This window comes from Niallia alba, assembly GCF_012933555.1.
Taxonomy (GTDB): domain Bacteria; phylum Bacillota; class Bacilli; order Bacillales; family Cytobacillaceae; genus Niallia; species Niallia alba.
Genome location: NZ_JABBPK010000001.1, coordinates 2,961,220 through 2,980,486 on the forward strand (window position 1 = coordinate 2,961,220; position 19,267 = coordinate 2,980,486).

General features: G+C 33.2%; 20 protein-coding genes. 4 read left to right on the plus strand and 16 right to left on the minus strand.

All coding sequences use genetic code 11. The features are described 5' to 3' along the window. The first annotated feature begins 198 nt into the window (after nt 1-198). Nucleotides 199-351 carry a hypothetical protein gene (locus HHU08_RS14240; protein WP_156827827.1) on the plus strand — a complete coding sequence of 51 codons (153 nt, stop codon included), beginning with the start codon at nt 199-201 and terminating at the stop codon, nt 349-351. On the opposite strand, the gene HHU08_RS14245 is transcribed toward HHU08_RS14240, so the two are convergent. Both HHU08_RS14245 and HHU08_RS14250 read right to left on the minus strand, forming a co-directional pair. Further along, nucleotides 348-1,052, minus strand: coding sequence for a hypothetical protein (locus HHU08_RS14245; protein ID WP_016203956.1), 705 nt, complete (start codon nt 1,050-1,052; stop codon nt 348-350). The two genes, HHU08_RS14240 and HHU08_RS14245, sit on opposite strands and share 4 nt — an antisense overlap. A 444-nt stretch (nt 1,053-1,496) precedes the next feature. Further along, nucleotides 1,497-1,736, minus strand: coding sequence for a YozE family protein (locus HHU08_RS14250; protein ID WP_101731012.1), 240 nt, complete (start codon nt 1,734-1,736; stop codon nt 1,497-1,499). 240 nt (nt 1,737-1,976) lie between these two features. Between HHU08_RS14250 and HHU08_RS14255 the strand changes: the two genes are divergently transcribed. Then, nucleotides 1,977-3,050: an SGNH/GDSL hydrolase family protein gene (locus HHU08_RS14255; protein ID WP_101731011.1), complete on the plus strand. Its 1,074-nt coding sequence runs from the start codon at nt 1,977-1,979 to the stop codon at nt 3,048-3,050. A gap of 212 nt (nt 3,051-3,262) precedes the next feature. Here HHU08_RS14255 and msrB read toward each other — a convergent pair whose 3' ends face one another. From msrB to rsgA, 3 genes are all read right to left on the minus strand, one after another. Then, entirely contained in the window at nt 3,263-3,688 is a 426-nt protein-coding gene (gene msrB, locus HHU08_RS14260; RefSeq protein ID WP_016203959.1) for a peptide-methionine (R)-S-oxide reductase MsrB, read from the minus strand. Further along, a complete protein-coding gene (gene msrA, locus HHU08_RS14265) occupies nt 3,688-4,221 on the minus strand; it encodes a peptide-methionine (S)-S-oxide reductase MsrA (RefSeq protein ID WP_016203960.1) in 534 nt (177 codons plus the stop codon). The genes msrB and msrA overlap by 1 nt, the downstream gene beginning before the upstream one ends. Nucleotides 4,222-4,556: 335 nt before the next feature. Next, complete coding sequence (gene rsgA / locus HHU08_RS14270) at nt 4,557-5,609, minus strand: ribosome small subunit-dependent GTPase A (RefSeq protein ID WP_169188728.1); 1,053 nt, start codon at nt 5,607-5,609, stop codon at nt 4,557-4,559. Between the two features lie 412 nt (nt 5,610-6,021). Here rsgA and HHU08_RS14275 point away from each other — a divergent pair, with 412 nt between their 5' ends. Continuing rightward, entirely contained in the window at nt 6,022-6,780 is a 759-nt protein-coding gene (locus HHU08_RS14275; protein WP_169188729.1) for a DUF4397 domain-containing protein, read from the plus strand. Nucleotides 6,781-6,882: 102 nt separating this feature from the next. On the opposite strand, the gene HHU08_RS14280 is transcribed toward HHU08_RS14275, so the two are convergent. From HHU08_RS14280 to ilvA, 5 genes are all read right to left on the minus strand, one after another. After that, nucleotides 6,883-7,458, minus strand: a complete 576-nt coding sequence (locus tag HHU08_RS14280) for a YpmS family protein (protein ID WP_169188730.1) — start codon at nt 7,456-7,458, stop codon at nt 6,883-6,885. 10 nt (nt 7,459-7,468) lie between these two features. Then, on the minus strand, nt 7,469-8,284 hold the full coding sequence (locus HHU08_RS14285; protein WP_224427693.1) for an SGNH/GDSL hydrolase family protein: 816 nt from the start codon (nt 8,282-8,284) through the stop codon (nt 7,469-7,471). A 215-nt stretch (nt 8,285-8,499) separates the two neighbouring features. Next, on the minus strand, nt 8,500-10,092 hold the full coding sequence (locus HHU08_RS14290; protein WP_169188731.1) for a sensor histidine kinase: 1,593 nt from the start codon (nt 10,090-10,092) through the stop codon (nt 8,500-8,502). Nucleotides 10,093-10,444: 352 nt separating this feature from the next. Further along, the gene (locus HHU08_RS14295) at nt 10,445-11,287 is read right to left on the minus strand and encodes a DegV family protein (protein ID WP_169188732.1); all 843 of its coding nucleotides are present in this window, start codon (nt 11,285-11,287) and stop codon (nt 10,445-10,447) included. Nucleotides 11,288-11,898: 611 nt separating this feature from the next. After that, nucleotides 11,899-13,164, minus strand: coding sequence for a threonine ammonia-lyase IlvA (gene ilvA / locus HHU08_RS14300; RefSeq protein ID WP_169189687.1), 1,266 nt, complete (start codon nt 13,162-13,164; stop codon nt 11,899-11,901). A 199-nt stretch (nt 13,165-13,363) separates the two neighbouring features. On the opposite strand from ilvA, the gene trhA reads away from it, so the two are divergent. Continuing rightward, the gene (gene trhA / locus HHU08_RS14305; RefSeq protein WP_016203968.1) at nt 13,364-14,002 is read left to right on the plus strand and encodes a PAQR family membrane homeostasis protein TrhA; all 639 of its coding nucleotides are present in this window, start codon (nt 13,364-13,366) and stop codon (nt 14,000-14,002) included. 305 nt (nt 14,003-14,307) lie between these two features. Here trhA and HHU08_RS14310 read toward each other — a convergent pair whose 3' ends face one another. The 6 genes from HHU08_RS14310 to HHU08_RS14335 all read right to left on the minus strand — a co-directional run bounded on the left by HHU08_RS14310 (nt 14,308) and on the right by HHU08_RS14335 (nt 19,258). Next, nucleotides 14,308-14,796 carry a dihydrofolate reductase gene (locus HHU08_RS14310; RefSeq protein ID WP_169188733.1) on the minus strand — a complete coding sequence of 163 codons (489 nt, stop codon included), beginning with the start codon at nt 14,794-14,796 and terminating at the stop codon, nt 14,308-14,310. Then, nucleotides 14,793-15,587, minus strand: coding sequence for a thymidylate synthase (locus HHU08_RS14315; RefSeq protein WP_169188734.1), 795 nt, complete (start codon nt 15,585-15,587; stop codon nt 14,793-14,795). Before HHU08_RS14315 ends, HHU08_RS14310 begins: the two co-directional genes overlap by 4 nt. A 116-nt stretch (nt 15,588-15,703) precedes the next feature. After that, nucleotides 15,704-16,411, minus strand: coding sequence for an anthrax toxin lethal factor-related metalloendopeptidase (locus HHU08_RS14320; RefSeq protein WP_169188735.1), 708 nt, complete (start codon nt 16,409-16,411; stop codon nt 15,704-15,706). A 268-nt stretch (nt 16,412-16,679) separates the two neighbouring features. Continuing rightward, nucleotides 16,680-17,258, minus strand: coding sequence for a TerD family protein (locus HHU08_RS14325; protein ID WP_169188736.1), 579 nt, complete (start codon nt 17,256-17,258; stop codon nt 16,680-16,682). Between the two features lie 57 nt (nt 17,259-17,315). Further along, on the minus strand, nt 17,316-17,927 hold the full coding sequence (locus tag HHU08_RS14330; protein ID WP_016203135.1) for a TerD family protein: 612 nt from the start codon (nt 17,925-17,927) through the stop codon (nt 17,316-17,318). A 233-nt stretch (nt 17,928-18,160) separates the two neighbouring features. After that, nucleotides 18,161-19,258 carry a toxic anion resistance protein gene (locus HHU08_RS14335; RefSeq protein WP_101731387.1) on the minus strand — a complete coding sequence of 366 codons (1,098 nt, stop codon included), beginning with the start codon at nt 19,256-19,258 and terminating at the stop codon, nt 18,161-18,163. Between the last annotated feature and the right edge of the window lie 9 nt (nt 19,259-19,267).

The following is a 19,267-nucleotide window of genomic DNA, read 5'->3' on the forward strand; positions in this document are numbered from 1 at the left end:
TCCTTTTTTAGTGGATTTGGACGGGTTACCACCTGACTTATCCATTATAAAGGACTTTTTCTTTGCACAAAATAATAAAATTGAACATTTTGAGTATTTTTAATAATGAAAATAAATTAATGCAACACTAGTGAAATTAGACATGTTTATGAAAGCTGAAACATATAGATTTACTATAAAAAAAGGGAGGCACTATTAATGAATAAAATCCAATACCTAGTCGAAGATATAAAAGTAGATTTAAACGAAGAAGACAGTCAAATTCTTGCTATTTTTCATTCCCTTTTAAAGAAATTATTTTCTCTTCTGATAATTAGTAGTGTTCCAATGTTTATTTATCTCTTATTCTAGATTTTTGTGTTATTGTCTTTATCCGTTTTTTTGCTTACTTGTTTCAATTTTCGGAGGGTTAACTTCATTACTTGTTCATACTCTGGATCTTTAAATAAAGAATATAAAATACTGTAATCATTATAGATATCTAACAATCCGTCAATTAGCTCTTTCTTTTCCTTCGTTCTTTCTAACAATTCCTTTTCAGTCTTGTGGAAAGAACTATTTGTTTTTTTTAAGTCGATAGACTTTTGTTTTTTATCCATTATATATAATAAACCTAATTTTTGTATAAATGAATCCGCACTATCCGCATCTGCCACCAAGGTTAATTCATCTTCCGCTGCCTCTAGCCATTCTCCATCACTAACTCTAGAAAGCTCGTAAATTACATCTTCCCATGCATCTGTTTTATATCTCCAAATTTCTGTTCGGAATCCCATAATCTTAAAAAGATTGGATCCATATCCTTTCACTTTTACTAAATCGCCAATAAAGAAGCGATATTCGATATCTATTTTCTCTGAATCCATTATTTCACCATCATACTCAGAAAGCATTTGTAAACTGGATTCTAAATATAACCCTTCACTTTTATTCACTTCATATACATGCATATTATCTAAATACTTCACATCTGTAATTTTGCCAACTGTTCCATAAATAGTGATAACTACTGTATCACCAATTTTAAATTTAGGTTTTTTACGATTCGCCATAATTACTAATCCTCTCTAAACAAGATTGGGTGGCATTGCCAACTTATGCGGTTTTCCCCCCACACCTTGAATAGAACATTTGATCAATGAAGATGGGGGATCTTAAAGGAATATAAACCTATCTTCAGTTACCATTTAATTTTCATCCTTTTTGTTCATTAGACTTTCACATTCATTTGTTACTACCATCATATGCAATACTCTAATATTCGCTCATAATAAATTCCTTTCTTCCTGAATCAAACGATTTAAAGACACTTCAAACTGTTTATTCATTATATGTCTATCTATACATAGGAAGAATACATTTGTGCTTATAAGTACAAGCAATAGCTCTTCCTTTTTTTCTTTCCAATTACAGGACCTTTAGATAAATTCGGCAGCAGTTTAAAAACATCTCCATTTGCATAAAAAAACATCCAAACAATTTCTTGCTGGATGTCATCAATAACTATAATTTTTCTTTTCTTCTTGAAATAGATATTGTTCCCAAGCCTCATCAAAAACACGCATACTTTGCAAATAGTGACCATTTAATTCTAAATATTCACTGATCTCATCATAGTCAAAACTATTCTTTGGAAAATCATGATCAAGATAAGCTTCATTTGCAAATTCACTAATTTGATCATTTGGTTCAGGATGTCGAAACTTCATTAAAAAATGATAAAAGGATTTAGTCATGCTCTCACCTTCCTTGATCAATTGATATAACGTATACTATACATAAATGAAAATAATGGTGCAAGTGATTTACCTAATTTGAAACAAGCACATATTGATCAGGATATCTTATTGTCTATCAATCACTGTCTTCTGTTATTAAACACCAGTAAATTACTGCTTACCTTGTCCTTTAAAAGGGTAATTTAATCGTAATAGTACTGTGTTTTCTTTAAAAAGGAGGAAAAATTAAAAAGCAATATGAAAAAGGGATTAAAATACATTATTTACTCGCTTATTTTTATCGTTATTATAAGTATGTTTTATTTATTAATTGATTCGAAACAACCGGAAAGAAATGTCTATAAAAAAATTGCTGATGGAAAACAGGTCAACTATTTAATTGTCGGTGATAGTATAGGTCGTAGCTCAGGAGCTAGCAATAACCATAGAAAATGGTTTCAACTTGTAGAGAGAAGTTTAACAAAAAAATACGGAGGATCTTTTAAAAGACATTTAGTTGTACAAAGTGGCGCTACAGCATTTGAAGGCTTATATAAATTGAAAAATAGCTTATCTAAAGATGTTGATTTAGTATTCATTGTGTTTGGAGAAAATGATCGAAAATATATGGACGATAAGCAATTTTACTTCTTTTATCAATCTTTATTAGAAGAAATCGTCATCCGTCATCCGCATGCAGAATTAGTGACAATTACGGAAAGTAGTCTAGATAACGAGGATTTTGTTCACATAATTAAACAATTATCAAAAGAATTTTATGCTACCAATATCGATATGAGAATTCCTTTTCGAAACTCTGGTCTATCCACTGAACGTTTAACAAATGATCTGGTACATCCAAATGATTATGGTTACTATTTATATGCACAAGCAGTTGTTGATACAATGAACAAAGCAATTCGGGAGAAAAAAACCGTTCTCACTTCCACTATTCCAGTTAAAGAAGTATCTAGTCTAGAAATGAATACTCTTCATCCATTTCATTCAATTGATCCTTCTTTTAAAAACGAAGCAGGCTTTTATACATCGAATAAAATTGGCGCTGATATTGAATATCATTTTTCCGGATCTTTTTTAGGAGTGAACGTAATTAGAAGTGAAAAAGGTGGCATGATAGATGTTTTTGTAGATGATAACTATGTGACAACTATATCCACATGGTGGCCGTTTAAGAAAGAAAGATCCTTATATGTCACGAGTGGATTAACCGATCGGAATCATACAGTTACCTTTCAATTATCTGCAAATAAATCAAGGTATAACATAACAGATCAACAACTAGTTCAAATTTCTTCTATTATTACTAATTAACATGATCTTTTGAGAAAAAGCATTTTCAACCAAATAACCCCAAACAATTATACGTACATGCTAAGAAAAGTTCGTATAATTGTTTGGGGTTTTATTCATTTTAAAAGGAAGGTTTGTGGTGATCACCCGCAGACGGAATACACTTCGCTTTCCATGGGGCGAGCGCCAAGCCTCTCGCTTCTTAAGTTCCAGCGCGGGGTCTGCCTCTCCTTCTATTTAAACAATCGCAAGTACTTTCCGTAACCTTTTTCTTCAAGCTCTTCTTTGGGGATAAATTTCATCGCAGCTGAATTCATACAGTAACGTAAACCAGTTGGATTTGGTCCATCATTGAACACATGACCTAAATGGGAATCCGCTTCTTTACTTCTCACTTCGGTACGAATCATGCCATGACTTGTATCCTTCTTTTCTATTAATTCCTCTTCATCGATTGGTTTTGTAAAGCTTGGCCAACCGCAACCCGCATCATATTTATCTAGAGAACTAAACAACGGTTTTCCAGAAACAACATCTACATAAATACCTTCTGAAAACTCATCCCAGTAGTCATTACGAAATGGTGGTTCAGTTCCATTATTTTGAGTTACTTCATATTGGATTGGTGTTAAATTTTCTTTTAATTTATTTTTTTCCATTAATTCTCTCTCCAATTCGATTGAATATATGATGCACGACCTGAACCAATATGATAACGATTATAATGTTCAGGATTTTTTTTATAATAATCCTGATGATACTCTTCAGCAGGATAAAATGTTGAAGCTGGAAGTATTTTTGTTGCTATCGGTTTGTTAAATTTTCCGCTTGCTTCTAATTGCTGCTTCGATGCTTCAGCTAAGTTCTTCTGCTCTTCAGTGTGATAAAAAATTACTGTTTGATAAGATTGTCCACGGTCATAGAATTGACCACCAGGATCAGTTGGATCAATTTGTTGCCAATAGATATTAAGAAGTTTTTCATAAGAGTACACACTCGGATCATACGTAATTTGAACCGCCTCATAATGTCCTGTCGTCTCTGAACAAACTTCTTTATATGTTGGATTTTCTTTATGACCACCTGTATATCCTGAAATAACTTTCATGATTCCAGGCTCTTGATCAAAAGGCTTAACCATACACCAGAAACAGCCACCTGCAAATGTTGCTAATTCCGTATTCTTTTCCACTTAAACAGCCCCTTTTAAAAACATTCTCCTCTTTTTATTCCCTTATATGTTTGATTTCACACTATTAGCTTAATGTTTAATGTAGAAATATGCAAAAAATAAAGCCTTTATTGATTAAATAATTAATTATCCCTTGCTTTTTATAAAGTGAAACTTCCATCAGTGGGGGTTTTCCTTCCTCCCCCACTGATGGTTAGTTGAACCATTCAGACCTTTACGGACAGTTGATCTCCCACCTATCTTCCTCGTATTCTCCTAAGCTTGAGGCGGAAGTCTTACTGGCCGTTAAGAGTGGGATAAAACAAGGATTCATCCATTTTCATAGATGACACAGATCATCTCTTCCTAAATTGCTTTGTCGTGCATTTCCATTTCTTCTTCTCATCAGACTTTGCCTTTTTATCTTGACGTCTTTCTAAAAAAGCTAATTCCCTTAATAATTTTTTATAGCTTTGCAGTCTTTCTTCTTCCAATTCTCCCTCTTCAATAGCAAGTTTCACAGCACACCCCATTTCTTTTTCATGCTGACAATCTCTAAATTTACAACTTGCTGCAAGCTCTTCTATTTCTGAAAAACTGTTAGAAATCCCGTCTTCACTATTCCATAATTGAAGCTCTCTCATCCCTGGAGTATCGATTAAAATCGCATTATTTGGTAATAACACCATTTCCCGGTTAGTCGTAGTATGCCTACCTTTTGCATCTGTATCTCTAATTTCTTGTACTTCCTGTTTTTCATAACCACACAAATAATTCGTTAATGTCGACTTCCCCACACCAGATGATCCTAATAAAGCAACTGTCTTTCCAGGATGAAGATATGTTTTCAACTGATTCAATCCGATATTATTTACAACACTTATCGTTATTACAGGTATCCCCAAAGCGACTGATTCAACTACCCTTAATTTTTCGCTTAAATCTGCTGTTAGGTCGGCTTTCGTTAACACAATAACCGGACTCGCACCACTTTCCCATGTTAAGGTTACATATCTCTCTAATCTTCTTATATTTAAATCTTCATTTAAAGAATTGACCAAAAAAATCATATCTATATTTGCTGCTACTATTTGTTCTTCTGTATTGTTCCCTGCTACTTTTCTCGAAAATTTGCTTTTTCGCGGCAAAATATTAGTAATCGTTCCTTTTGCTTCGGCACTTCTTGGGGTAAGAATAACCCAATCTCCTACAGCAGGGTATCCCTCTCTTGATTGTGCACCGTAAGCTAATTTTCCGGAAACCTCACATAACAGCTCTCCGTAAACAGTCCACACACGATACATTCTTTTATGTTCTAAAGAAATTCTACCAATTATTTGATTTACCTTTGCTATCTTTTCATATGCTTCTTTTACATTATCATTAAAACCGATATGCGTTAATTCCATGTATTGACCTCCAAATATTTGCAAAATAAAAAACCATGATGCATACAGCCCATGGTTTTCTTACAAACAATTAAAAGTTTTAACAAGAGAACGCATATTAACCACATAAAATGCGGCCAAGAATAAAATACGTACTATTGTGATAACCGTTTGGGCTGTATGCTATATAAAATACTCGACTTAAAAAATGTATTTTTGCTCATAAAACATCAGCCCCTTTCATTTAATAACTTTATTATATAAATTTTCCAACAAATTGTAAAGTAAATTTCCCCCTCTGACATTAGGCACTTTCCCTAATCTTTTGGCATATTCTATTTTCAGAAGGCTCTTTCTAAAAAGTCAACTTACAGGATTTACTTTTAAATCGCTTAGAAAACAGCATTAAAGATAACGAATAGGAGGAATTTCTATGCCACAAAATCACTATCACTCGATACATGAAGCTGGTATGTATAATGTATTAAGTGATTATTATAAATATACGAATCCAGAATTACATGTTTATTATTATCATAAACACCTTCTAAGCTTGAAACATGCTTTTAGCCATGAGGAGAAATCTGCTATTGTCGCTGATGTTGATCGGCAGAAAGAATATGGGAAAATCAGAATATTACATGGTTCGCAAAACTTGGCAATTGTTGATATCTATATTAACGGTATGCGTATGTTTAAAGAGGTGTCCTTTAAAACAATGAGCAATGATTTAACATTGCCGGCAGGAAAATACCAAATTGATATTTATGAAACTGGAAAAATGATTGATGCCTTATGCAGTCAGAAAATTAGTGTGGAGAGCAACATATATCATACTTTCGCTTTTTCTGGCTCTGAGAAGAAAATAAAGATCCATTCTTTTCCCGAATATACAGTTGTCCCACCTAACGAAACAAAATTACGATTTATTCAACTGGCAGAAAACTTGCCAACAATTGATATCGCTGTTCAAAAAGGCGATACCGTCTTTCCTTCCATCCTTTATAAAGGAGCTAGCTCTTATTTAGGTTTGTATCCAATGACCGTTAACTTAGAGGCAAGAAATGCAGAAACAAAAGAAGTAATAATCGCATTTCCACCAATACGGTTAGAAGCTGATAAAACATACAGTGCAATTATTGTGGAAGGACACGAAGACAAACGATGTGAATTACTGTTATTTTCCTGTTAAAAAAAAAGGCTATTCCATCACGCTTCTGCAAAAACAATCTAGCATGCTTAATCGTTTTGTTTTCACATGAGACTTTAAATGGAATAGCCCTTAGTATTATGCTTATTCAGTTGGCAGTAACAAGTTAAATTGAATAATATTTTGTTCTAAATCAAATGTTATCGCTTCTATAAGCATTCCATTTTTCAGGTCCATTTTTGTTAAATGAACATATATTTCTTCATCCTCTGGGTTTATATCAACCCATTCTGGGAAGTTATATTGATTAGCGATAAAATTCATAACATAAGAAACTGGCAGTGGCAGCTGACCAATACTGATTTCTTTTTGCTTTAATAATAAATCTCCGTTTTCTAATGCAATGGGTTCAAAGGACAACTTCATTTGAATATCTGTATTAAATATTGGCAAGGTACCGTATAACTCTACTTGATCCGCTATATTAATTTCATAATGAATGGGTCCATTAAGTCCTTCTTTTTCTAAATAATGATTAATTAACTTAGTTAAGTCCTCACGATTTGTCGTAACAGCAAAAGGTACTTCTTCCCGTTCTTTTTTCTTGATGATTGGTGACTTCTCGACAGGTTTAAATATCAGAATAGCTAAAAAGATAATACAAACTACGAGAACACCTACTAATGTTAAAAATGCTACTTTCCACTTATTGTTAAACAACCTTTTCTCCTCAATTCTCTGTTTGCAAATTCTCTAGTATTTCAGCTAACGGTGCTGTTAACATCTTATTATATATAGCCTCTGCAATAAGCTGATACCCTTGGTCATTAGGATGAAAATAATCTTCATACAGCAAATCTGAAGTTGGATTCTCAAAAATATTTTCAATGCTAACAAAATAAGTATGCTCATATTGTGCTAATACTTTTTCGCTCGTACGATTCCAATCTGCAACAATTTGATTCATTTCTTTTATATCAGAAAACATCTTTATAAATGGGTTATAAACCCCTACTAATATAATAACAGCATTAGGATTGTTTTCTCGTATAATTGACAATACCTCATTTAGGTTTCTTTCATAGTCACTTAATTGTTCATTAAAAGAATCAACTTGTAAATTGGTGAAGTTTTTTCGTACCACTTTCATAATGTCATTTCCACCAATAGTAAGAATGACACCATCTGCTTTTTTAAGCGATTCACTAACTTCCTCTGTTTTAATTCTTTTTAATAACTGATCTGACCTGTTGCCCCTTACACCATAATTAATAAAATCCGCCTTATTTACCCCTTTTGTTTCTTCTAGCAAATTCTGCAGATAAGGAACATACCCACCTTTTCCTGTGCTGTCGCCAACACCTTGTGTAAGAGAGTCTCCAACAGATACTATTGATAATTCCTGTGGTAAAAAACTTACTGGAATATCCTTTTTTTCTGTTACTACGATATCTTTTTCTGTATTATATAGTGTCTGATTAGAGCAGGAAACAAGCATTAAAAGAGAAATTAATAAAACAAGAAAGGTAAATGGTTTTTTCATCATTTCACCTACCTTCATTTTTTATAGTATAGCATATTGGAGAGGGTTCGAAATTATTTTATGTACTTATTTTTTTACCAATAATCTCCCTCTATGCATCCAATTTCACTTTCAAAAGAGTAAAATAATTCTCTTGTTTTTGCTCATTCAATTTATCAAAAATTAGTCTTATCCCTTAACGGATAGTAAAAACCCACTGATGGACGTTTTCTTTGTTACTAGTTTTGTGAGAGCGGAATGAAAATTTTAAAAGACGTTCCTCTTCCCTTTTCACTTTGTACTTCGATACGTCCATTCATCTGTTCAACCATTTGGTAACAAACCATTAGCCCCATTCCAGTCCCTTTTTCTTTCAATGAATAAAAAGCAGTACCTAATCGGTTTATCTCTTCTTCTGTCATGCCAATACCAGTATCGGCTATTTCAAATACGCCATATTCTTTTGTTGAAGAGAGGCTAATTGTAACCGTTCCACCATTTTTCATTGCTTCAATTGCATTTTTTAAAATATTGATTAACACTTGCTTCAATTCGTTATTATTTGCTTCTATGTATACTTGCTGTATATTCTTTATAAAATGAATCCCTTTGCCCATCATTGCATAAGAGTGCATTAAATCAATCACTTTATTCGCTAAATCTGCACCATCGATCTTTTGAGATTGATCTACATCAGGTTTCGCAAGCGATAAATAATCATTGATAATCGTTTCTGCACGATTCATTTCCTCAATCATTAGTTTAATATATGTTCTTTCCTCTTCACTCATATGTTCTTTTGCATAAAATATTTGCAAAAAACCTTTAACTACAGTCATTGGATTTCTTATTTCATGTGCAACGGAAGCAGCTAGTTGACCAACAGCGTTCATCTTTTCCGCTTTCTGCAGTTCCCGATTCGTTTTCAAAAATTCTACAATATTATCCATTTGAGTAAGAGCTTCTTCCATCGTAGTTAATTGAAAATCCTTTGAAATCGTCCCAAGTTCTTTCGCTGTATTAGTTAATCGATAAAAAAGGGAAGCGAGATTATCGACAACTTCATTATAGTTTTTCATTAAGCCCTGTAATTCAGGATTATCAATTACTTCCATTTTAACATCAAAATTCCCTACACTTATTTCATTTAAACCTATCATCATCTTGTTAATAGGACGAAGTATTTTATTTAACCATCTTCTGATAAAAAGGAAAATGAAGAGATAGCTAACAAGTATAAATAAGATTGTTTGGACAGCTAATTTTTTTAGAAAAATGAAGAGTTCACTAACTTTTCTCTCCACTCCTATAACTCCTACTAATTGTCCCTTTTCGTCATTAATAGGAGTGAATGAACTCATATAATAATCTTCCTTACGTTTGTATATGCTACTATGCTGCATTTCATGCAATATTTGTGTTTTATTGTAAATAGGCATAATATTCTCAGCTAATGTATCTACATAATTGATTTCCTTTATTTGATCGTGTGAAGAAATAACGGCAATACTTGGTTGATTTTCATTTTCTGCAGTCATTGAAAAATAAAGGCTTTCCTCCATATCTGCTATGTTTTCCCTAAATTCAGACGAATATAAAACCTGTAACAGTTGTTCAGAATCAAGATTCTTCCATTCCTTCATTTTCAAAGAAACATTTTCACTTAGTAATGTTAAGATTTCTTCTCCATCTTCTTCAACATGTATTTTTAGCTCTTTAAAATGATGAAAGAAAATTATGGTTATAAAAACCATTAGAAAGAAGAAGGGCAGAAAAAAAGATAATAATTGATATTTATTCACAAACGGAATATTGCAAATTTTTTTTATCATACTGGCCACCTATTTCTTGTATTCCTTCGTGTTTAATAGACATACTGTAAAAAATTAACATGTTTACATATCCTTCATTTATTTAAATAGTTTTAAAAATAGTTTTGTAATTTAATTATATTTTGATTCGACATTTTCACTTAAATTCCCTTTAATTACTCCATTTTTTTTAAGAGAAATCCCATTTTGTATAATTTGCAATAATCCTCATAGAATTGCACACCATCAGCTCAAGTAAAGGGTATGTATTTCCTCAACTATAAATAAACCCATCTTTATAAAATAAAGATGGGCTCTCTGTTATATTTACAAGTATGCTATTATTTCAACTTTATAATGAAGAACGATACTACTATTCGATATAGTAACTAAAACCAATGGCCCCTTGTCCTGTATGAGTCGAAATAACTGGTGTCGTATAGTCGATATCCACTTTATTGAAACCAGTAGCCTTTTCGATTGCTTCTTTTAACTTTAGGGCAACTTCAAGACTACCAGCATGTGTAATCCCGACACTTTTAATTTTTTTGCCAATACTCTCTTCTACAAAAGCACTAGCTAAAAACTTTACTGCCTGAGAACGACTTCTTACTTTTGCAATAGGCGTATATACACCATCTTCAAGTGTTGCAATTGGTTTAATATTTAATAAAGAACCTAGAAAAGCTTTCCCCTTTCCGATTCTACCGCCCTTCATTAAATTCTCCAATGTATCTACAACGACATATAATTTCGTATGTTTTTTTACATGATTTAATCTTTGCAAAATTTCAGCAACGTTATGCCCTGCTTGAACCATTTCTGCAGCTTCTAATACTTGAAAAGATAAAGCTTTAGATATAAACTCAGAGTCTACTACAAATACCCTTGCTTTTGTTAATTGACTGGCACTTTTCGCTGATTCTACCGTACCACTCATTCCGCCTGTCATATGAATGGAAATAATATCATATCCCTCGTCAGCAAGTTCATCATATTTTTCAACAAAAGTGCCAACAGATGGCTGTGAAGTCTTTGGTAATTCTTCTGCTTTTACCATTTTATCGATAAATTCAGCTGGTGTTATATCCACTCTATCCAAATAAGATTTATGATCAATATAAATAGATAAAGATATTACTTCAATTTCATATTTATTTAATATTTCCTGTGATAGATCAACTGTTGAATCTGTAACAATTTTGATTTTTTTCATTTTACACTTCCCTATTTGTCATTCGTTTTTCATTTAAGCGCTTTCTTTACTAAAGTTTTATTATTAATTTATTTATATGCTCTGCTATTATTTTTTGAACATATATAATTCACTATACCACAAATTATACTTTTCGTAACCTGTGAATTAAATCACATTACACTTCCGCTTTATGGGAAAAACTTAATTTAAAGGAAATATTATAAAGTAAACTCCCCAATAATACAATCAGCCTTTCTAAGCTGTCTAACTGCAGACAAACCATAACTCTTCGAAGTAGAATTGTTAGATCCCAATAAACCGCAGTCTGTTTTAGTCAAAAGGGTATCACCTTAGTGGAGTGGAGCAGAGAAGAAGAGTTTAACCTTTTTTCTCTCATCGTATTTTTCTCCAAAATAAGCCTCACATGTCTAATTACTTTTAACATGCAAGGCAAATTAGGTCAGACTGTAGACAAATCCCTGAATTTTAGAAACAGAGGTTTGCATATAGTATATTTATTAGTCTCTTTGAATAGGGATGTTGCTTTCCACTCCAAGCAACACATGAAAATTCCATTTAAGTTTCTAAAAATCTTTTTGTCGACAAACTGAAATTAGGTTACTTATATGTTAGACGAGTAGATGAAACAAATTGGAATCTCGATTGATTTCGGTATAAGGAAAACCTTTTTTATCCATCCGTTCTATTAATTCTTTATAGTCATCCCTTTTTTTTAACTCCAAACCAACTACGGCTGGACCATTTTCTTTATTATTCTTTTTTACATACTCAAATCGGACAATATCATCATCTGGTCCTAATACATCATCTAAAAATTCTCTTAGTGCCCCCGCCCGTTGGGGAAAATTAACGATGAAGTGATATAATAATCCTTCATATAGTAACGAACGCTCTTTAATATCCTGCATCCGATCAATATCGTTATTTCCTCCACTAATAATAACCACAATGTTTTTTCCTTTTATCTTCTCCTTATATAAATCTAAGGCAGCAACTGGTAGTGCTCCTGCTGGTTCAGCAACAATAGCATGCTCATTGTATAAAGATAAAATAGACGTACAAACTTTTCCTTCAGGTACTAAAAGAATGTCATCCACGTAATCTCGACAGATTTCAAAATTCTTTTGTCCGACACTTTTGACTGCTGCTCCATCTACAAATTTATCAATTTTATTTAACGTTACTACTTTATCTCTTATTAAAGCTTCCTTCATCGAAGGTGCTCCTGCTGGTTCAACACCAATCATTTTTGTAGATGGGGAAACGCTTTTTATATATGTACTTAAACCAGCCATTAAACCGCCGCCACCAATGCTTGCAAAAACATAATCAATTGGCACATCAATATCATTCATTATTTCAATTGCCATTGTTCCTTGTCCTGCGATGACATTTTCATCATTAAATGGATGGATAAATGCTCTGTCTTCTGCTTCAGCACAAGCAACCGCTTCTACGTAGGAATCATCAAATGTATCACCAGTTAAAATGATTTCCACATTTTCTTTACCAAACATTTTAACTTGCGTAACCTTTTGTTTTGGTGTGGTTGCAGGCATGAAAATTTTCCCATGAACATTTAAATAACGACATGAATACGCCACACCTTGTGCGTGATTTCCTGCACTAGCACAAACTACCCCATTTTTCATTTTTTCTTTTTCTAGCATTTTCATTGAATAAAATGCTCCCCTTAATTTAAAGGAACGCACATGCTGTAAATCTTCCCTTTTTAAATAAACATTGCAATCATATTTTTCAGATAAACGATAATTTTTTTGTAAGGGAGTATGGGCTACTATGTCTTTAATGCCTTGGTATGCAATAATAATATCCTCCAACTGCACCCATTTTTTCATTACATCTTGTTCCATTTCCACACCCTCATTTCTAACCATTTTAATTTGTACATTATACCATGATTTTTTCTGTTACTCCTAATAAAATTTTAAATTTTCTTTTTTTTTAAACTTTTTTGATTGCGTAGAATTTATTGTTAATGCCATGTTCTGCAAATGTTTGTTTTTATGGCTGAAATACTTTACAATGAAGGGATAAGGAGTGACTATATACATGAATTTTTCAATAAAAGATTTCTCATTAAAGGAAGAGATTGCTAACAGTATTACCCATGGGATTGGATTACTTTTAAGTATACCAGCATTAGTCATGCTTATTATTAATGCTGCTGAATCTGCAAATCCATGGAGAATTGTAAGTTTTTCAATTTTTGGAGCCACGATGATTATTCTTTATTTATGTTCCACATTACTGCATAGCATCACCCATGAAAAAGTAAAGGATCTTTTTGAAATATTAGATCATTCCTCCATCTATCTTTTAATCGCTGGCACCTATACTCCCTTTGTTTTAGTTGCTATACGTGGCGGCTTAGGATGGACGTTATTTGGTATTGTCTGGGGATTAGCTATTATTGGAATAGTCTTTAAATGTTACTATGTAAAAAAATATATTGTTACATCAACAATTCTGTATGTCATTATGGGCTGGCTCATTGTAACGGCAATTGTTCCGCTTTATCATGCAATTGGTACGACTGGCTTTATGCTTCTTATCGGTGGCGGCCTCCTATACACAATAGGCAGTATCTTTTACGTTATGCAGAAGATTCCATACTTCCATGCCATTTGGCACTTATTTGTATTAGCTGGCAGTGCTTTAATGTATTTCTGTGTATATCTTTATGTTTAAAGGAAATTTACTTATAGTAAGAAAAGGCTGGGACATATGTATTTCAGCCAAAGATAAACCCAAACACGGATACGAAGATTGAAAAAATATTTCGTATCCGTGTTTGGGTTTTTTATTCCTGGAAAAAAGAAGGTTGGTGGTAATCGCCCGTAGTCTGAAGACACTCGACTCCTGCGGGAAGTAGAGGAAAGGCTGAGACCCCGCGGTGCATGCAATGAGGAGGCTCAGTTTCCTCGCCGCGGAAAGCGAGTGTCTGTAGCACAATAGTATCTATCTAGTTATATACCAGCTCTTTTTCTGATTACTTACACTCTCTCATACACAAAAAAAGTATGTGGATAAATATTTTTCTCATCAACAATCCCTTTTTGCTCACTTACAACCTGCCATTCCTGCCAATCTAATGCTGGAAAAAAAGTATTTCCTTCAAATTCTGCATCAATTTTCGTTATATACAACCTGTCTGTTTTCTTAATTGTTTCAGAAAAAAGCTCGGCCCCACCAATGATAAAAATCTCATCCTCAGCATGTGCATTGCTCCACTCATAAAATTCATCGATTGAATGGAGAACCGTACAATCTTCACATTGATAGTCAGGATTTCTCGTTATGATGACATTTTCACGATTTGGTAAATTTCTACCGATAGAATCTCTTGTTTTTCTACCCATCACAATCGGATGCCCAGTCGTTACTTTTTTAAAATACTTTAAGTCAGCTGGTAAATGCCATGGTAATTGATTGTTTACGCCTATGACCTTGTTCTTATCCATTGCAACAATCAACGAAATCATACACTTACCACTCCTTTAATATGTGGATGTGCTTCGTAATTAACGATTTCAAAATCTTCATATGCAAAGGAAAAGATATCTTTTACGTCTTGCTTGATTTTTAACTGTGGTAACGGCTTAGGATCTCTCGTAAGTTGAAGCTTTACTTGCTCAATATGATTGGTATAAATATGAACATCTCCAAAGGAATGAACAAAATCTCCTACCTCTAAATCGCAAACTTGGGCAATCATATGTGTTAACAGTGCATAGGAAGCAATGTTAAAAGGTACTCCTAGAAATACATCTGCTGAACGCTGATATAGCTGACAGGATAATTTGCCATCTGCTACATAAAATTGAAATAGACAATGACATGGCGGTAACGCCATTTTCTCAATATCTCCAACATTCCAAGCACTTACAATTAATCTTCTTGAATCAGGGTTGGTTTTAATCGTATGGATTAATTCAGATATCTGATCAATCGTATTCCCCTCTCTCGTTGTCCAAGAACGCCATTGATGTCCATACACTGGACCTAAATTTCCTTTTTCATCCGCCCATTCGTTCCAAATTCGGACATTATGATCTTGTAAGTATTTCACATTTGTGTCACCATTTAGAAACCAAAGTAATTCATAAATAATCGAACGTAAATGGAGTTTTTTTGTAGTAATTAATGGAAAACCTTCCGAAAGATCAAATCGCATTTGATAACCGAACGTACTAATCGTTCCAGTTCCTGTACGATCTTCCTTTCTTACACCATTTGATAAAATATGCTCACATAGATCTAAATATTGTCTCATTTTATAACACCCTTTTTATTTAGTTGCGATTTCATTTACTTAGCCTAGTTGTATGTCTTTAATAGACTAACTTATTTATTGCCAGATTATTAATTCGTTTTATTTTATCATAAAAGTTATTTAATAGAAGCGATATAATGATATGTTTTTGGCGCAAACTCTAATAATTTTTCCTTTTCTTTTCCCCCTATATAAAACATGGCAAAGGTTTCTGCGAAATATTCCTCCGCATATTGAATAAAGTATGGTTTGTTTGGAAATAATCGAGATTTTTCTTCATTCCACATTATTCTATATCCCTCTGATTTACTAGCATTTTTTAATATTTTATAGTCTATCGAATGGGCTAATTCATGATACTCCAAATTTACAGAACTATGGCCTTGGCCTCTTTCGCTTGCACCAATCTTAACAAGCACCACTTTTCCTCCACCAATGCCAGGTACATCATCCCATGTTTTTTGAGAAGTATATCCTCTTGGAATAATGCCAGTAAATTTTTGTGCAGTTTTATTATCAGTTAATTTGCCAGTGAATAATTTCACCTTTATTCCACGAGATTGGACTTTTTTCAAAAGCGAAGGTGGTAAATGATTTAATCTTTCAATTATCACTGCTGCTTCTTTCTGATCAAACGATTCTTCTGGCAAAATAATAATGTTTCCTAAATTTTCTTTTGCGTCTGTAGAAAGATGTGCTTTAACAATCGTTAATTCGGATAATGTTTTTAAATATATTTCATTATTCGGAAGCTGTGAGTTTCCCATAAGAATACTTGTTGCTGCTATCATAGATACTGGTGCTAATCTTTTGAGCCAGCTCATCCTTCTTCCTCCCAATACACCTATTGCGTTATTCATCCTATTATCTAATAAGATTCTAAAATCAGTTAAGAACATACTAATCTATTAAAAATTATAGCATAGGAAGGTATACACACAAACTAGTTAATATTGGGTTACAGTCCACAAAAAAATCCAAAAGAATGTATACATAGAAAGAAATTTATATTCTTCTATAGTCATTCTTATTGGATAGTCTGTTGTTATGAAAATTGCATGCTTGAGTTTCTAGCAATCAAACTCGGTCATTTTATACGTCTAAACCATAATTACGGCATAAAGCAGCAAGTCCTCCAGAAAAGCCACTGCCGACTGCGTTAAATTTCCATTCTCCATTATGTTTATAGAGTTCACATACGATAACCGCAGTTTCCACAGAAAAATCTTCTCCTAAATCAAAACGTAATATTTCCACATTATTTTCTTCATTTACTACACGAACAAAAGCATTGGAAACTTGTCCAAAATTTTGTCTTCTTGTTTCTGCATCATGGATAGTTACTGCAATACCTACTTTATTTACATGGCTAGGAATTTTTGTAAAATCAATAATGATTTGCTCATCATCCCCATCCCCTTCACCAGTACGGTTATCACCAGTATGTTCTACTCCTCCGCTTGAATGGATAAGATTGTTATAGAAGATAAAATCCTCATCATTGACAACTTTGCCATTTTCATTTGCCATGAAAGCTGATGCGTCTAAGTCAAAGCCAGTTCCGCCATCATATTGGTTAATATCCCAACCTAGCCCAATGATTGCTCTCGTTAATCCGGGGTTCGTTTTAGTTAAATCAATTCGTTGACCTTTCGAAAGATTAATACTCAATTTCTATTCCTCCCTAGTTGATTAATAGATTATTTGTAACAATCATTATTCTGATCTCTATGAAAACGATTTGACTAGTTCACCTAAACTACCTGCATTTGTGCCTGTACCGATTGCTGCAAATTTCCAATCTTGTCCGTTTCTGTATAATTCGCCAACTATTAAACTAGTTTTACCTGCATAATCGTCTGTTAAATTATAGTGAATAAGTGCTTGATTTGTTAATGGATTAACGATACGGATAAAGGCATTTTGAATCATCCCAAAATGTTGTTTTCTTTTTACTGCATCATAAATATTAACAACAAAAACTAGTTTATGAATATGTACAGGTACTTTACTTAATTCAACCTGGATTTGTTCATCATCACCATCACCGTCTCCAGTTAAATTATCACCACTATGCTGGACACTCCCGTCACGGCTTTTTAAATTTCCAAAGTAGATAACATCACTATTTGCTTGAACTTTTCCTTGCTCATTAACCATAATCACAGAAGCATCACAATCAATACTTGCTGCCTGTCCGCCACCAAAAAGTGCGCCTAGCAAGCCTCCACCTTTGCTTTGTTGAACGGGATCCCAACCAAGACCAATTAAAGTTTTACTTAAACCTGGATTCCCTTTAGTTAAATCGACTCTTTGTCCTTTTTGTAAATTAATCGCCATTTTTCTCCACTCCCATGTATAATAATTTATCTTTTTCAAAAAAGGTTTCTGCTCAATCCTGAAATATATAAAGCCCTCATTTATTTAAGAGGTGTTTTTCTCCTATTTGTAGAAGCTTTTTGAGTCACTCGCTTCCCGTAGGAGTCACAAGTGACCCTGCAAAAAACAACTCAGTTTGTGATTCTTTACAATACGTTAAAAATAACAAACCTTTAATTAAAATTGAAAATGAATTACCCTTGCAGCTTCATTTGCTTAAAGTTATTTTGTAATTCTTCTAATTTCTTTGTGCCTTCTTCTCTCAGGCGTTTATTTTCTTCTTCAATAGATTTTGTTTCTTGCATACCCTTTATGATAATATTCCAGGATTCTTCAATTGTCTCTATTTTAATGCTCGGACTGCCTGCCAGTCTTGCAATATCAACACTTTGCTGTGAAATATTTTGCGCGTTTTTAACAAGCATCTCATTCGTTCTTCTGTCCAACTCACTCATGCTATCTGCGACTAATTTTTGTCTTTTTGCTGCAACAGCTTGAATAAGACCATTTTTAAAAATAGGAATAGTGGTTACAAAAGCTGAATTAATCTTGCCAATTAATTTCGTATTTCCTCTTTGTAATAAGCGAATCTGTGGAGCGGTTTGCAAAGCGACCATTTTTGCCATTTCCAAATCATAAACACGCTGGTCCAATAGCTCGATTGCATTTCTGAGTGAATCGAGTTGCATACCAGCTAGCTGATCACCAGCAATAGCTTTTGCCTCTACTTGAGGAAGTACTTGCATTTTTAATTCTTCTGATTTCATATTCCCTGCAACAGCATATTTTTCTAAAGTAAGATAATATTGATAATTTTGCTCATACATTTCATCGAGCATCGTTGTAGAATCAACCATTTCATTTTGATATTTCGAAATTTCTACATATACTTTATCAATCTCTTGGCCCATAGACTGGTATTTTCCAAAAAGCTTTTCCATGATTTTTTCACTTTTTTTAAACAGTTTACCCAAGAAGCCTTTTGATGTGTCTTCAAAATCTTTTTTATCAAATTTATCCATAATTCTGCCAAGTTGTTTTAATAATTCACCAGAGTCTTCCACTTTTGTTGTTCTCATATTATTAAGGATTTTATCGGAGAATTTAGAAATTTGTGTCGCAGGTTCTTTACCAAATTCAAGTATTTGAATTTGATCCTTTTCATCTATAGACTGAGCCAATTTTTGTACCTCTGGCTCATTTCTAAGCGCTAATTTGATTTCTGATACTTTTTCTGCTGTTAATAACTCAGTAACTTGGTTGGTTTCATTATTTATATTCGATGGTTGCATATTCATCTT